We start from the raw sequence: 14,263 nt of genomic DNA on the forward strand, positions 1-14,263 counted from the left end.
CTCACTTGCTTGCGCAGGGAAGCCTCCGATGGATCGCGAATTCCTGATCGACCTGTTCGCCGATTTCGGCCCGGTCACCATCCGGAAAATGTTCTCCGGCTACGGCATCTCGGCCGGCGGCGTCAATTTCGCGCTGTCACTGCGCGCCGGCCTGTTCTTTCGCGCCGACGAGACGACCATTCCCGACTTCGAAGCCGAAGGCTCGAAGCCGTTCCAGTATTCGACCCGCGCCAAGACCGTGGTTGTGAATTCCTACTGGGAGCTGCCGGCGCGCCTGTTCGACGATTCCCAGGAGCTTGCGCAATGGGCGAGGGCGGCGCTCACCGCCGCGCAGCGCGCCAAGGTGAAGAAGCGACCGAAGGCGAAGAAAGCGGCGGCGAAGAAGAAGGTTGCGCCGAAGAAGGGTGTGGCGAAGAAGGTTGCCAGGAAGGCGATGCGTAGGGTGGGTTAGCGCAGCGTAACCCACCACTTCATACATCTTGATAGACAAGAGGTGGGTTACGCTGCGCTAACCCACCCTACAGATGCGAGGATGAACGTCACGCCACCCGGCTGTGGCTCTCGATCGCGAATTCCGGATCGGCTTCGCAGATCACCCGGTTGCGACCGTTGCGCTTGGCGGCGTAGAGGCAGGCGTCGGCGCGCTCGATCAGCGCGTCGGTGTCGTCGCCCTCCCTGAGCATGGAAACGCCGACGGAGATGGTGACGCGGCCGAGGATCTCGCCGGTCGATTTCTTCTTCAATTCCTTCGCCATCACGGCGCGGCGAATGTGATCGGCCACCGTCAGTGCCTGGCGCATCGCGGTGTTGGGGAGAACGACCGCGAATTCCTCGCCGCCGTAGCGCGCCGTGATGTCCTGGCCCTTGATGGTCTGCTTCAGCGAAAGGCCGACGAGCCGCAGCACCTGGTCGCCGGTGAGATGGCCGTAGGAATCGTTGAACGACTTGAAGTGATCGATGTCGAACAGCAGCAGCGACAGCGGCTCGCCCGAGACGAGCGCGCTCTGCACCGCCATGCCGATCATGCGGTCGAAATATTTGCGATTTCCCAGGCCCGTAAGCGGATCGGTCAGGCTCTCGGCGCGGATCGCCTCCAGGCTCTGCTGGAGATTGCTGATCTCGTTCTTCGACAGCGTCAGCCGGTCCTCCAGCGCCTTGTTGGTCTCGCGCATCTCGCTGGTGGAGCGCAGCAGCGCCTCGACGATCGCCTTGACCTGGTCGCGGTTCTCGGCCGACGACAGTTTCTCGGTCGCATCCGACAGACTGGTATCGTAGGCCCCGGTCATGCCGAGCGCCTCGCCCAACACCTTCACCACGTCGTCGATCTCGCCGACGACGCGCGCGCCGACCTTGTCGATGCGGTCGGTGGTCTTGATATGGGAGAGATAGGTCTCGTAGATCTGCTCGAGATCGGCCTCGGTCAGCTTGCCGCTGCGCGCCAGCGTCTCATTGATGATCTTGTTGAGCGGTGCATTGTAGCCGGTGGCGTAGATGTACCAGATCTCGTAATTGCGGGGAATGGCCGTCTGTCGAAGCGATCGGATCTGACCGAGCGCCACCTCGGCGAACGCCAGCGTGCGTTCGTGTTCGTCGAGCACCTTGATCACTGAACATCCCCACAGCGGCCGACGCGCCATCGACCGCAGCAATCCTTAAATTATGTTCGTAGGCTAACGGACGATCGTGAACGCCCCGTAAATATACGTTCACGGGACATCCAAAAAATTGCAAATCGAGGATTTTCAACCGAAATCTGGCGCGCCAGCGCGCTTCAGGCGCCGGCGGGGGAGCGCACCGGCCGCAGAAGAAACGCCGGCAGATGCGAGTGATCGCCCGGCTCGCTGTCGATCTCGCGCTGGCGGCGCGGCTCGGGACGGCCGATCGAGGGCACATGCGACGAATTCGCTTGCGGGCGCGCACCATTGCGCGGCTCGGATGATTGCCTGGCTTCGCGCGGAGGCCGTGCCTCGCGTGCCGGCCTCGCCTCGGGAGCCGCCCGTGCCTCGCCACGCGCCTCGCGCGGCTCGTGGCTGCGTTCGCGGTCATGACCGCGCCGCTCGCCGCGCTGCGGCTTGCCGCGTCCGCCGCGTGAACGCTCGCGGCCGCGCTGCTCGCGCGGACGCTCGCCTTGTTCGCCCGCTTCGGCGTGGACGTCATAGTCGCCTTCGGCGCGCGGAATGCTCTGGCCGATCAGCTTCTCGATCGCGGCCATCGACTTCTGGTCGAGCGGTGTCACGATCGAGATCGCGGTGCCGGTTCGGCCGGCGCGGCCGGTGCGGCCGATGCGGTGGACGTAATCGTCGGCGTGGTGGGGAACGTCGAAATTGAAGACGTGGCTGACCTCGGGAATGTCGAGGCCGCGGGCGGCGACGTCGGAGGCGACGAGGAGGGGCAGCTCACCCTTGCGGAACTGGTCGAGCGCGGCCATGCGGGCCGGCTGGTCCATGTCGCCGTGCAGGGCACCGACGCTGAAGCCGTGCTTCTGCAGCGATTTGTGAACGATCGCGACCTCGCGCTTGCGATTGCAGAAGATGATCGCGTTCTTGAGGTCCTTGGCCTCGCGTAGCAAACGGCGGAGCAATTCGCGCTTCTCGTGCGCCTCGCGGCCGGCGGGCACCTGGGCTTGCGTAACGGTGACGGCGGTCGTGGCGGGCCTGGAGACCTCGACCTTCTGCGGATTGTGCAGGAAGGCCTCGGTGATGCGCCGGATTTCCGGCGGCATGGTCGCGGTGAAGAACAGGGTCTGCCGCGTGAAGGGAACGAGCTTGCAGATGCGCTCGATGTCGGGGATGAAGCCCATGTCCAGCATGCGGTCGGCTTCGTCGATGACGAGCAGTTCGACGCCGGTGAGCAACAGGCCGCCGCGCTCGGTATGGTCGAGCAGCCGGCCGGGGGTGGCGATCAGCACGTCGACGCCGCGCATCAGCTTGGCATCCTGGTCGCCGAAGGAGACGCCGCCGATCAGGAGGGCGACATTGAGCTTCTGGCCGGCGCCGTAGCGATCGAAGTTTTCCTTCACCTGGGCCGCGAGCTCGCGGGTCGGCTCGAGGATCAGCGTGCGCGGCATGCGCGCCCGGGCGCGGCCCTTTTCGAGGATGGTGAGCATCGGCAGCACGAAGGCCGCGGTCTTGCCGGTGCCGGTCTGGGCGATGCCGAGCACGTCCTTGCGTGCGAGGACGTGGGGGATCGCCTGTTCCTGAATGGGGGTGGGGGTGGTGTAACCGGTGGCCGCCACTGCGGCGAGGACTTTTTCGGACAGTCCGAGATCTGAAAAGGACATTGAGCCTCTGGTCGAAACCGCCGTTCGGAATCGAGGGTAATAAGGCTGTCGCGTTCCACCCCGAAACGGCGCGCTCTCGAAGAAGCTGGGGGTGCTGACTCACGCGGACAAAGCGCAAGGCTCAGGAATCGCTCTTCGATCTGAGCCGCGTCGACCCGGAACATAGTTGGGAATTGGCCAAAGTCAATGGAGCGGGCGCGGGAAGAGCCTAAAAAGCCTGAGGTTTTTGCCCAAATCACGGGCGCGGCTGGGGTTTTCCCCCGAGCCCCCTCCGCCTGGCCGCAACCGCCAAGACAGCAGCTAACGGCCGTCCGTGCCTTTGGCCCGGAAATCACCTGGGGCCATGCCATAGGCGGCGTTGAACACCCGGTAATAGGTCGCCAGGCTCTCGAAGCCGCACGACGACGCGATGTCGGCGATCAGCCGTTCCGGCGCCTCGCGCAGCAGGCGGCGGCTCTGTTTCAGGCGCTCGTCGGTCACCGTCTGGGAAAAGCTCTTCTCTGCCATCTCGAACAGCATGTGCAGGTGACGAACGGAGACGCCGAGCAGGTCGGCCACCATGGCCGGCGCAAGATTGGGGTCCTGAAGGTGGCGCGCGATCAGCCGCTGGGACTGCGAGAGGCGGGCGGTCCGCAGTGCCTGCTGTCCCCGCCGGCTGCCGGGCCGCACGACGCCGCGCTCGATCAGCGCCAGATGGGCCAAAGCCTGAACCAAGGACGACTGGACGGCAGAGGCCGTATCGTCCGCGGCGATTTCGCCGAGATCGGCGAAGCAGGCCGCGAGCAGGGGCGCCAAGGCCGGATCGTTGAAGGTCCGGGGCGCCAGCTCGCGCATGCGCTTGTCCTGCACCGGGATGTGGCTCACGGGGATCTTGAGGATCCGCAGGTGGAAGCCCCCGGTGCCCAGCGGGGCGGTGCGGTACGGCAGGTCGGTATGGCTGGTGGCGAAGCTGCCATTGGCAATGGCAAAGTCGCTTGCGCGCATGCCGCCGAACCAGCCGCCGCTGCCGAGCTGTTGGTAGACGCAGATCGCCTCACCCGGGGCATAGGCGATGTCCGACGCGCTGCGCTCGACCGCGTAGGGCGAGGCCTTCAGCTCGACGAGGCCGGCGCCGCCCAGCTTACGCAGCGAGAATTCGCCGAAGAAGTCCGCGCGCCGCTCGCGCCCGAGCTCGGCGGTGACACCGAACAACCCCTTGGCACGCACCTCGCGCCAATAGTCGAAGCGATCTTTCGGGTCGACCTCGTCCGTACACCAGTGCAACACGGCAGCCCCTCGCTTCCGGCGAAATTGTCCAAAAGGAAACAGATTCCAGCGGAATCGGCCATAGTCGGATCGTACAATCGGAGCCCCCGGGGTCCTTGAACCGTCGTCAGGTCTGGGCCGACTATCACACAGCGGCAGGGGGGGTCCCATGAACTGCCGTTCGAAGATCGGTGGCAGGGCCGGTTCTGCAACGGGAAATTTTGCGATGACGCGTCGGCTTTTCAGAATTCTGGCGGCCCTTGGCCTCGCGGCGGGCCTGAGCGGTTTCGCGGGGCCCGCCTGGGCCGCTAAGCGTGTCGCGCTCGTCGTCGGCAACAACGACTACAAGAACGTGCCGAAGCTGCTCAAGGCGGTCAACGACGCTCGCACCATGGGCGACACGCTGAAGCAGCTCGGCTTCTCGGTGATGGTCGCCGAAAACCAGAGCCGGCAGCAATTCTCCGAGACGCTGCTCGCCTTCGACAAGGCCATCGAGCCCGGCGACACCGCCTTCTTCTTCTATGCCGGCCACGGCTTCGAGATCGCGGGCCAGAACTATCTGCTGCCGACCGACGTGCCGGCTGCGACGGAAGGGCAGGAGGAGCTGGTGCGCGACGCCTCGATCCTGGCCGACCGCATCGTCGAGCGGCTGCAGAACAAGAAGGCGCGGACCTCGATCCTGGTGTTCGACGCCTGCCGCAACAATCCGTTCGAGCGCAAGGGCACCCGCGCGGTTGCCGGCGCCGGCGGGCTCGCGCCGATGACCCAGTTGCCGGAGGGCGTGTTCTCGGTGTTCTCCGCGGGTCCCCGCCAGACCGCGCTCGATCGGCTCTCCAATGACGACGCCAATCCAAACTCAGTGTTTACGCGCACCTTCGCCAAGGAGCTGCTCAAGCCCGGCGAGAATCTGGTGCAGGTGGCGCAGCGTACCCGCCGTGCCGTCAGCGAGCTCGCCGACACCGTGAAGCACAGGCAGGTGCCGGTCTATTTCGACCAGATGGTCGACGATGTCTTCCTCAGCGGCCTCGCCAAGGACACCGCCGCGCGTTCGGACGATCCGCCGCCCACGAAGCTTGCGGCGCTACCGCCGGTGTCGGTGCCGCAGATGCCCAAGGAGGAGACCCTCAACGCGCCGATCGCGAGCTTCTCGCGTCACAATGGCGGCTGGAGCGTGACCTTCTCTTTCGCTGATCCGACGCTCGGCATTTCCTGGCGCATTGCAGGCACGGGCGATTTCCGCGAGACCGGGTTCATCGACACGCTCGATCCGCGCACCCGCAAGCGGATGCCGAACCCGTCGATCGAGCTGCCGCCGGATGCGCGGGCTGGCACGATCGAGGTCCGTTATGTCGATCAGTCCGGCGACATGCAGGGCCCGTTCCCGATCAGGTTCGATCCCGAGGCCGCGCTGATCCGCGACCAGCGCAAGATCCTCGACATGACCTCGACGAGCTGGCTGTCGTTCCGCGAGTTCAACGGGCTGCTCGTCTACTACACCCATCTCGTCTCCTACCGCTGCGCCATCCGCGAGGTGCGCATCGGCGTCGACAGCGCCGTGCCCAACCAGGTGCTGAAGATGCCGCCCTGCGACATGCGCGACCCCAGCGCGGTCAGCGCCGGCATGCCGCTCTACATGAAGCTCGCGCCAAGCACGAAATCCATCTCGGTGGAGCTGACCTATCGCGACGGCAGCGTGTCGGAGATCAAGAGCTTCAGGAGCGCGAACCGGAGTAATAATTGATGCGCTGTTCGATTGTGACGGGATGATCTTGCGCAGCGGCCGAACTTAAATCGGACAAGCCAAGGTGAAAGTGCTAGAGCCGGGAATGACAAAATTCCTTATTGTCGCGCTCCTGACGACGCTTCCGGTTCTGGCTCAAACGAATCCAGTTCCAACAGCCCCACCTCTCACCGATCGCGAACGCGTCCAGGCGGACCGCGCGAAGGCCGCCGAGGATGAGAAGGGGGCTCCGGCCACGCGACCATGGGATCGCGACGCCGATGGCAAGCGGCCGTGGGACCGCAAGTCGCCAAAGTCCTGAGACGAGAAGCTACCTTCCCCCGCGCGGAAGGAACAACTCCTGCCGGGCTGGATTGTCTGCCAAACCAGGGAGACGATCCATGATCCGTAAATCCATCCTCGTCACGATCGCTTGTGCTGCGCTTTCGACGGCTGCCGTTGCTCAAGGAGGCGGTGGTAGTGGTGGCGCGGGCGGCGGTGGCGCAGGTGCGGGTGCTGCAGCAGGTACGGGTACAGGCGGAACCAGCGGCGGATCTGCGGCCTCATCGGGTGCCGGAATTGGAACGTCACCCAGCAGTGCCAATTCCGGGCCGTCGGCTCCCTCCGGCATGGGAACGCAGGGCACCACCACAGGCGCCAACATCAACACCAATAACAGCCCGACCAATCCCAACGTTCAGGCGCCGACTGCCGCCGGCAAGTCGCCCACGGCAGCTCAGGCCGAGCGAAACATGGGTGCCGGGCGCGCTCCGAATGGGGTGCCGATCGGCAGTCCGGGGTCCGGGACCAGCAACGAGGATCAGAAATAGTCGAACGCGATTGTCACGGAAGGCCCGCACGAAGCGGGCCTTTCATTTGGCGCCGGTCTGCTGCTCCCAACCGGCATTGATCCACCTGCGCCCTGCATAATTAGGACTCTCTTTGACCTGAATCGCGCTAGTATCGGCGGACATCTCTTCATCGATACTCACCTCGCGGTTCGCGTCTGCAGTGACACCCAACCCACAATCTGACAGGACCATGAAAGTCCGCTGCTGCATCGTCGGCGGGGGACCTGCCGGCATGATGCTCGGCTACCTTCTGGGACGCGCCGGCATCGACGTCGTGGTGCTGGAGAAGCATGCGGATTTCTTCCGCGACTTCCGCGGCGATACCGTGCATTCGTCGACGCTTGAAGTGATGGATGAGCTCGGCCTGATCGACGGCTTCCTGAAGCTGCCGCACCAGCGCCTGCAGAAGATGGACGGCCTGTTCGGCGGCACGCCGGTGCGCATTGCCGATCTCAGCCGGCTCCACACCAAATACCCCTTCATCGCCTTCATGCCGCAATGGGACTTCTTGAATTTTCTGCGCGAGGCCGGTCGCCGCTTTCCCTCGCTCGAGGTGATGATGAGCACGGAGGCGATCGAACTGATCCGTCGTGGCGAGACGATCGCCGGCGTGCGGGCGAAGACGCCTGACGGCATCATCGACATCGAAGCCGATCTCACCATCGCCTGCGACGGCCGGCATTCGACGGTGCGCGAGCGCGCCGGCCTTAGCGTCGAGGAGATCGGCGCGCCGATGGACGTGCTGTGGTTTCGCGCCGGCCGCACACCCGAAGAGACCGAGAACGTGTTCGCGCGGGTCGAGCCCGGCAAGATGATGATCACCTTCGACCGCGGCGATTATTGGCAGTGCGCCTATGTCATCGCCAAGGGACAGTACGATGCGGTGAAGGCGAGGGGACTATCGGCGCTGCTCGATGACGTCGTGCGCATGGCGCCGATCCTCCGCTCCGGCATCGCCGAGGTGAAGAGCTTCGACGACGTCAAGCTGCTCACCGTCGCGATCAACCGTCTGACGCGCTGGACGCAGCCAGGCCTATTGTGCATCGGCGACGCCGCGCATGCGATGTCGCCAATCGGCGGCGTGGGCGTCAATCTCGCCGTGCAGGATGCGGTTGCGACCGCAAACCTCCTGGCGCACAAGCTGCAGCATGGCTGCCCGTCCGAGCACGAGCTCGATGCCATCAGGCGCCGTCGCGCGTTCCCGGTGAAGATGACGCAAGCTATGCAGGTGGTCGTGCAGAACAACATCATCAGTGGCGCCTTGCAGGGCGGCGACCGGCCGCTGAAGGTGCCGCTGGTCGTGCGCCTCATCACCGCGCTGCCATGGCTCCAGGGCATTCCAGCGCGCCTGCTTGCGCTCGGCGTGCGGCCCGAGCACGTGCATTTGCGCGCCGCGCCGCAATCCTAGCGGAGGACTTCGGTAGGGATAACGCGGCGTGAATTCGCGCGCGATGCGTTGCACGCTTGCAACATCGCCATCGGATTCACGGCGCGATGCGGGCCCAACCGCCACGTTAACCGTGTTGATTTCAATTTTAGTAAGAGCCGTCTGTGACCGTACGTCCATCAAGGACACGGGGTGTACCATGCGTAATAAGTTGATTGCCGCCTTTGCCTGCACGACGGCTCTGGTTTCGACCGGCGCGGCCTCCGCCGCCGATCTCGGTGCGCGCTACACGAAGGCGCCCGCCTATGTCGAGCCGCTGTTCAACTGGACCGGCTTCTATGTCGGCGGCCACATCGGTGGCGCATGGACCAACCAGCAGTTCATCAACAACGGCACCGGCGCGGCGTTCGGCGATCTGCTGCCGGGAGAGGGCTATCGCCAGCGCAACGCGGGCGTCATGGGCGGCGCGCAGATCGGCTACAATTGGCAGGCCAACAATTACGTGTTCGGCGTGGAAGGCACGATTTCGGGTCTCGACAACAAGGGCTCGTTCACGAACACCGTGTTTGGCGCCGCGGATGACGTGTTCTCCTGGCGTACCAACGTGCTCGCGACCGTGGTCGGGCGCGCCGGCTTCGCCGTGCAGAACAACCTCTTCTACATCAAGGGCGGCTATGCCGGCGCGAACAACCGCCTCTCGGTCACCGACACCGTCGGTGTGGCGACGGGCTCGGGCGGACAAACCCATTGGGCCAACGGCTGGACCGTCGGCGCCGGCTGGGAATACGGCGTCACCCGCAACTGGATCGTCGGCCTCGAATACAATTACGCGGCCTTCACCAGCCAGACCTATCAGCTCGGCGGCACCTCCGGAAACTACACCTTCGATGCCAAGCCGCGCGACATCCAATGGGCCGTGGTGCGCGCGAGCTACAAGTTCGACGCACCCACCATCGCCCGCTACTGAGCACGTCGACGCAACGCGACCAACGATCAAGAAAAGCACTGTCTCAATTCAAAAGCCCCGGCGTCGTCCGGGGCTTCTTTTTTGCGTTGTTGGATGGCGGGCAGGCCGGCTTCAGGCCATCACCGAGAATCCGCCGTCGACCGGGATCGCCGTACCCGTGACGAAATTCGACGCGGGCGATGCCAGGAACACGGCGATGCCGGCGAAGTCGTCGATGTCGCCCCAGCGCCCCGCAGGCGTGCGCGCCAGCACGCGCTCGTGCAGCCCCGAGACCTGCTGTCGCGCGCCGCGGGTGAGATCGGTGTCGATCCAGCCCGGCAGGATGGCGTTGACCTGGATGTTGTCCGGCGCCCAGGCATTGGCGCAGGCGCGCGTATACTGCACGATGCCGCCCTTGCTGGCCGCATAGGCGGTCGCGAAGCTTGCGCCGAAGATCGACATCATCGAGCCGATGTTGATCACCTTGCCGTTGCCGGACGCCTTCAGCGCCGGATAGGCCAGCTTCGAGCACACGAAGGCGCTGGTGAGGTTGGTGTCGATCACCTTGTTCCACTCGTCGAGCTCGAGCTCGTGCGGGGGCTTGCGGATGCTCATGCCGGCATTGTTGACGAGGATGTCGATGCGGCCGAGCTCCTTGACGACACGGTCGATCATGGCTGCGACCGCCGCCTTGTCGGTCACGTCGGTGGCGACGGCGATCGCCTTCACGCCGCGCTGCCTGAGATCGGCCACGGCGGCGGCGGACTTGCTCTCGTTGCGTCCGACCACGGCGATGTCGGCGCCGGCATCGGCGAGGCCGCGCGCCATGCCGAGCCCGATGCCGCCATTGCCTCCCGTGACGATCGCGACCTTGCCGCGGAGATCGAACCGGCTGGATGTCATGCTTGGATTCCCTGGTTTCTTCTATTGGTTGCTCTGCCAGATCAGCACCAGCCCGAACCCGGCCATGGCTGCGCCATAGCCGGCCCAGTGCAGCTGGTTGACCATGAAGCTCGATCGCGGCCACGGAACCGTGCCCGTGCCCTGTCCGATCCAGAGCAGCCCGAGAGCGGTTGCAAACAGGCCTGCCACCAGCAGAAATCTGCGCATGCCTTCCTCCCATCGGTCCGCTTCTGTCGCGCTCCACGGCATCAACGACTGCCGCAGCCACGAAAACTTGCCGACAGACTAGCCGTAGCTCTGGTACGGACACAATGGGCCGTGGCCGCAAGGACGCTAGCTAGGCCCAAAACGAAAAAGCCCCGGCGATGCCGGGGCTTTGACGCTTGATCGTGAGATCAGATCAGTACTTCGCGACGACCGGACCGGTCCAGTTGAAGCGGTAGACCAGCGAGGTCGAGATCGTCTGGTTCCAGCTGTTGGCGCGGACGCTGTTGATGGTCGGGAGATCGCCGATATCGGTGCGGATAGCCTCAGTCTTGGCATTGTAGAAGGCCGAACGGTACTCGGTCTTCATGAACCAGCCGGGCGAGGTGATGCCGAAGATGTTCAGGCTGTTCTCGACGCCGCCGCCGATGAACCAGCCGTGACGATCGTAGCCATTGAGGTGAACACCGGTCGGGGTACCGCCGAGCGTCGTGAAGTTGGTGCGGCCGAAGTGAGCGCCGGAGTAACCGCCGTTGACGTAGGAGAGAACGTTCGGAGCGACCAGCCAGCCGAGGCGCACGCCCGCGGCCCAAGAGGTCTCCAGCTTCTGGTTACCAGTGATGTCGAAGATCGGATCCTGGATGGTGGAGCGGATGCTGCCGAACTGAGCGTCGCCAAACACACCGGCGACCCAGGTGCCGCTGAACTGCCAGTCGTAACCAGCGCCGACCGTACCAAACCAACCGGAACCGCCCTGACGCTGGGTGATGGTCAGCGGGGTACCCGTGGCGGTGTCGACAATCTGCTGGTCAGCATTGGAGAGGCCGCCGCCGCCGCCGCCGAAGACGTAGAAGCCGGTCCAGTTGGCGACGGGCGCCGGCATCGGGGCCTTCGCGTAGGGACGGGCGCCCAAGTCGGCAGCCGAGGCCGAGCCGGTCATCGCCGCAACCGCGGTCAGAGCGAGCAATGTCTTCTTCATTTTAAATCCCCAAACCTTGTCGGCGCGAGCGCACTGAAGTCCGTGTCATCTGATGACCGGACTATAGACGGTTCTTGCCGAAATGCTGTTGCCGGACAGGCACAGTCGCCGGAAAACGCCGGTGCGCGGGTATTTTGCGGCGGCCTCGCCAAGATCTAGAAAAATTGTTATGTTTCAAGGCCTTGACCGAATTCTGGCGACTCGATTTTGAGTAAGGTTCGTTAGCAAATTCGGTTTTGTCCGGGACGGAGGCAATCCTGCTCCCGGCCGCAGCATCCGCTGAGTCGCTGGCCGAGTCGCCGCGAGACGAATCCGGAAAGCAACGAAGATCCCGGCAGCACACAAGGCAAACTGGTCCGAAACGGGGGCCGCTGCCCCAAAGACACAGCCCCGGCTTTGGGCCGGGGCTGTGTTGGCGTGCAGCCGGTTTGGTTGCCGCCTCAAACGTCCAGCAGCTCGTCGCTGGCAAACTCGGCCTTGTCCGAGATGAAGGCAAAGCGCGCCTCGGCCTTGGTGCCCATCAGCCGCTCGACCGAATCCGCCGTGGTGTCGCGGTCGTCGGCCAGCAGCACCACCTTGAGCAGCGTCCGCCTGGCCGGGTCCATGGTGGTCTCCTTGAGCTGCGCCGGCATCATCTCGCCGAGCCCTTTGAAGCGGTTCACCTCGACCTTGGCGTTGGCGTTGAACGCGCTCTTGAGCAGCGCCTCCTTGTGCGCGTCGTCGCGGGCGTAGACCGACTTGGAGCCGTGGGTCAGCTTGTAGAGCGGCGGCACCGCGAGGAAGAGATGGCCTTCGTCGATCAGCCGCGGCATCTGGCGATAGAAGAAGGTGATCAGGAGCGAGGCGATGTGGGCGCCGTCGACGTCGGCGTCGGTCATGATGATGATGCGCTGATAGCGCAGATCCTCCTCGCGATATTGCGCGAGCGTGCCGCAGCCGATCGCCTGCACGAGGTCGGAGAGCTGCGCATTCGCCGTCAGCTTGTCCTTGCCGGCGGAGGCGACGTTGAGGATCTTGCCGCGCAGCGGCAGCACGGCCTGGGTCTTGCGGTCGCGCGCCTGCTTGGCGCTGCCGCCGGCCGAGTCGCCCTCGACGATGAACAGCTCCGAGCCCTCGGTGCCGGCATCGGTGCAGTCGGCGAGCTTGCCGGGCAGGCGCAGCTTCTTGCCGGCCGTCTTGCGTGCGGTCTCCTTCTCCTGCCGCCGCCGCAGCCGCTCCTCGGCGCGGTCGATGACGAAGTCGAGCAGCCGGTTGGCCATGTTCGGATTGCCCGACAGCCAATGGTCGAACGGGTCCTTCATCGCCTGCTCGACGATGCGCTGCGCTTCGGCGGTGGCGAGGCGATCCTTGGTCTGGCCCTGGAATTCGGGCTCGCGCACGAACACCGAAAGCATCACGGCGGCGCCCACCATCACGTCTTCCGAGGTGACGGAGGCGGCGCGCTTGCCCTGGCCGACGCGCTCGGCGTGATCCTTCAAGCCGCGCAGCAGCGCGCTGCGCAGGCCGGATTCGTGGGTGCCGCCGTCGGGCGTCGGCACGGTGTTGGTATAGGAGGAAAGGAAGCCGTCGGCATCCGCGGTCCAGGCCACCGCCCATTCGCAGGCGCCGTGCGCGCCGTTGCGTCCCGACTTGCCGGAGAAGATGTCCGGATGCACCAGCGTGTCGGCGTGGATCGCGGCAGCGAGATAGTCCTTGAGGCCGCCCGGGAAGTGGAACGTCGCTTCCGCCGGCACGTCCTCTACGCCCTTGAGCAGCTCGGGCGCGCAGTTCCAGCGGATTTCGACGCCGCCGAACAGGTAGGCCTTCGAGCGCGTCATCTTGAACAGGCGCTGCGGCTTGAACGCGGCCTTCTGCCCGAAGATGTCGGTGTCGGGCTTGAAGCGCACGCGCGTGCCGCGGCGGTTGTTGACCTTGCCGAGGTCCTCGAGCTTGCCCTTGGGATGGCCGCGCTCGAAGGTCATGCGGTAGAGCTTCTGGCTGCGCGCGACCTCGACCTCGAGACGCGAGGAGAGGGCGTTCACCACGGAGATGCCGACGCCGTGCAGACCGCCCGAGGTCTCGTAGACCTTGCTGTCGAACTTGCCGCCCGAATGCAGCGTGCACATGATGACTTCGAGCGCCGACTTCTTCGGGAATTTCGGATGCGGATCGATGGGGATGCCGCGGCCGTTGTCGGTGACGGTCAGGAAACCGTCCGCACTCAGCTCGACTCCGATGAAGGTCGCATGCCCGGCCAACGCCTCGTCCATCGAGTTGTCGATGACTTCGGCGAACAGATGATGCAGCGCCTTCTCGTCGGTGCCGCCGATATACATGCCGGGCCGGCGCCGCACCGGTTCCAGCCCCTCGAGCACCTCGATGTCGGCTGCCGTGTAATCGGCTTCCCCCCCACTGCGCGGCGCCGCCTTGACGGCTGTGCGGGGCTTCGGCTCGTCACCGCCGAAGAAATCGTCTTTTGCTTTTGGCTTCAACTGCTTGGACATATATCTTGATGGGTTTTGAGGGCCGCAGAAGCGGCGAATCGGTTAAGCCGACTATGCCACTTCTGACTTGGAAAGGTTACCGTAGGGCGGACTGGGCGCTGTGGGTTGGGAGCGAATCCGGGCGATTTTACGCCGCAGCCTCGCCATTTCCCGGCAATTTGACGTGCCGGCTTGGTGATGTCTGGGTTTTGTGACTTGATGTCACACAAGTCCTTGGCTTACCAGTCCTTTTCATCGAGCAGCACCTTGAGACGGGGCGGGAAGG

12 protein-coding genes are annotated in these 14,263 nt (G+C 64.8%); 5 read left to right on the top strand and 7 right to left on the bottom strand.

Annotation, left to right across the window (positions count from 1 at the left end):
* The first annotated feature begins 28 nt into the window (after positions 1–28).
* The gene (locus GA0061099_RS16975; RefSeq protein ID WP_036022926.1) at positions 29–451 is read left to right on the top strand and encodes a TfoX/Sxy family protein; all 423 of its coding nucleotides are present in this window, start codon (positions 29–31) and stop codon (positions 449–451) included.
* Between the two features lie 88 nt (positions 452–539).
* On the opposite strand, the gene GA0061099_RS16980 is transcribed toward GA0061099_RS16975, so the two are convergent.
* The 3 genes from GA0061099_RS16980 to GA0061099_RS16990 all read right to left on the bottom strand — a co-directional run bounded on the left by GA0061099_RS16980 (position 540) and on the right by GA0061099_RS16990 (position 4,546).
* A complete protein-coding gene (locus GA0061099_RS16980) occupies positions 540–1,607 on the bottom strand; it encodes a GGDEF domain-containing protein (protein WP_036022927.1) in 1,068 nt (355 codons plus the stop codon).
* 164 nt (positions 1,608–1,771) lie between these two features.
* Positions 1,772–3,280 (bottom strand): DEAD/DEAH box helicase, encoded by a 1,509-nt coding sequence (locus GA0061099_RS16985; RefSeq protein WP_036022928.1) that lies wholly within the window; start codon positions 3,278–3,280, stop codon positions 1,772–1,774.
* Positions 3,281–3,580: 300 nt separating this feature from the next.
* Positions 3,581–4,546 carry a helix-turn-helix domain-containing protein gene (locus GA0061099_RS16990; protein WP_085972046.1) on the bottom strand — a complete coding sequence of 322 codons (966 nt, stop codon included), beginning with the start codon at positions 4,544–4,546 and terminating at the stop codon, positions 3,581–3,583.
* 205 nt (positions 4,547–4,751) lie between these two features.
* Between GA0061099_RS16990 and GA0061099_RS16995 the strand changes: the two genes are divergently transcribed.
* From GA0061099_RS16995 to GA0061099_RS17020, 4 genes are all read left to right on the top strand, one after another.
* Complete coding sequence (locus GA0061099_RS16995) at positions 4,752–6,266, top strand: caspase family protein (RefSeq protein ID WP_074447905.1); 1,515 nt, start codon at positions 4,752–4,754, stop codon at positions 6,264–6,266.
* A gap of 380 nt (positions 6,267–6,646) precedes the next feature.
* Complete coding sequence (locus GA0061099_RS41180) at positions 6,647–7,075, top strand: hypothetical protein (protein WP_036022932.1); 429 nt, start codon at positions 6,647–6,649, stop codon at positions 7,073–7,075.
* 211 nt (positions 7,076–7,286) lie between these two features.
* Positions 7,287–8,504 carry an FAD-dependent oxidoreductase gene (locus tag GA0061099_RS17015; RefSeq protein ID WP_074447907.1) on the top strand — a complete coding sequence of 406 codons (1,218 nt, stop codon included), beginning with the start codon at positions 7,287–7,289 and terminating at the stop codon, positions 8,502–8,504.
* 178 nt (positions 8,505–8,682) lie between these two features.
* Positions 8,683–9,450, top strand: coding sequence for an outer membrane protein (locus tag GA0061099_RS17020; RefSeq protein WP_036022935.1), 768 nt, complete (start codon positions 8,683–8,685; stop codon positions 9,448–9,450).
* A gap of 111 nt (positions 9,451–9,561) precedes the next feature.
* Here the strand turns inward: GA0061099_RS17020 and GA0061099_RS17025 are convergent, their stop codons facing one another.
* The 4 genes from GA0061099_RS17025 to parE all read right to left on the bottom strand — a co-directional run bounded on the left by GA0061099_RS17025 (position 9,562) and on the right by parE (position 13,998).
* Positions 9,562–10,332 (bottom strand): SDR family NAD(P)-dependent oxidoreductase, encoded by a 771-nt coding sequence (locus GA0061099_RS17025; protein WP_035999947.1) that lies wholly within the window; start codon positions 10,330–10,332, stop codon positions 9,562–9,564.
* 21 nt (positions 10,333–10,353) lie between these two features.
* Entirely contained in the window at positions 10,354–10,539 is a 186-nt protein-coding gene (locus GA0061099_RS17030; protein ID WP_036000069.1) for a hypothetical protein, read from the bottom strand.
* 193 nt (positions 10,540–10,732) lie between these two features.
* On the bottom strand, positions 10,733–11,515 hold the full coding sequence (locus GA0061099_RS17035) for an outer membrane protein (RefSeq protein ID WP_036022936.1): 783 nt from the start codon (positions 11,513–11,515) through the stop codon (positions 10,733–10,735).
* Positions 11,516–11,955: 440 nt separating this feature from the next.
* Complete coding sequence (gene parE, locus GA0061099_RS17040) at positions 11,956–13,998, bottom strand: DNA topoisomerase IV subunit B (RefSeq protein ID WP_035999934.1); 2,043 nt, start codon at positions 13,996–13,998, stop codon at positions 11,956–11,958.
* Positions 13,999–14,263: the final 265 nt, after the last annotated feature.

It is taken from the genome of Bradyrhizobium yuanmingense, from assembly GCF_900094575.1.
GTDB lineage: Bacteria > Pseudomonadota > Alphaproteobacteria > Rhizobiales > Xanthobacteraceae > Bradyrhizobium > Bradyrhizobium yuanmingense.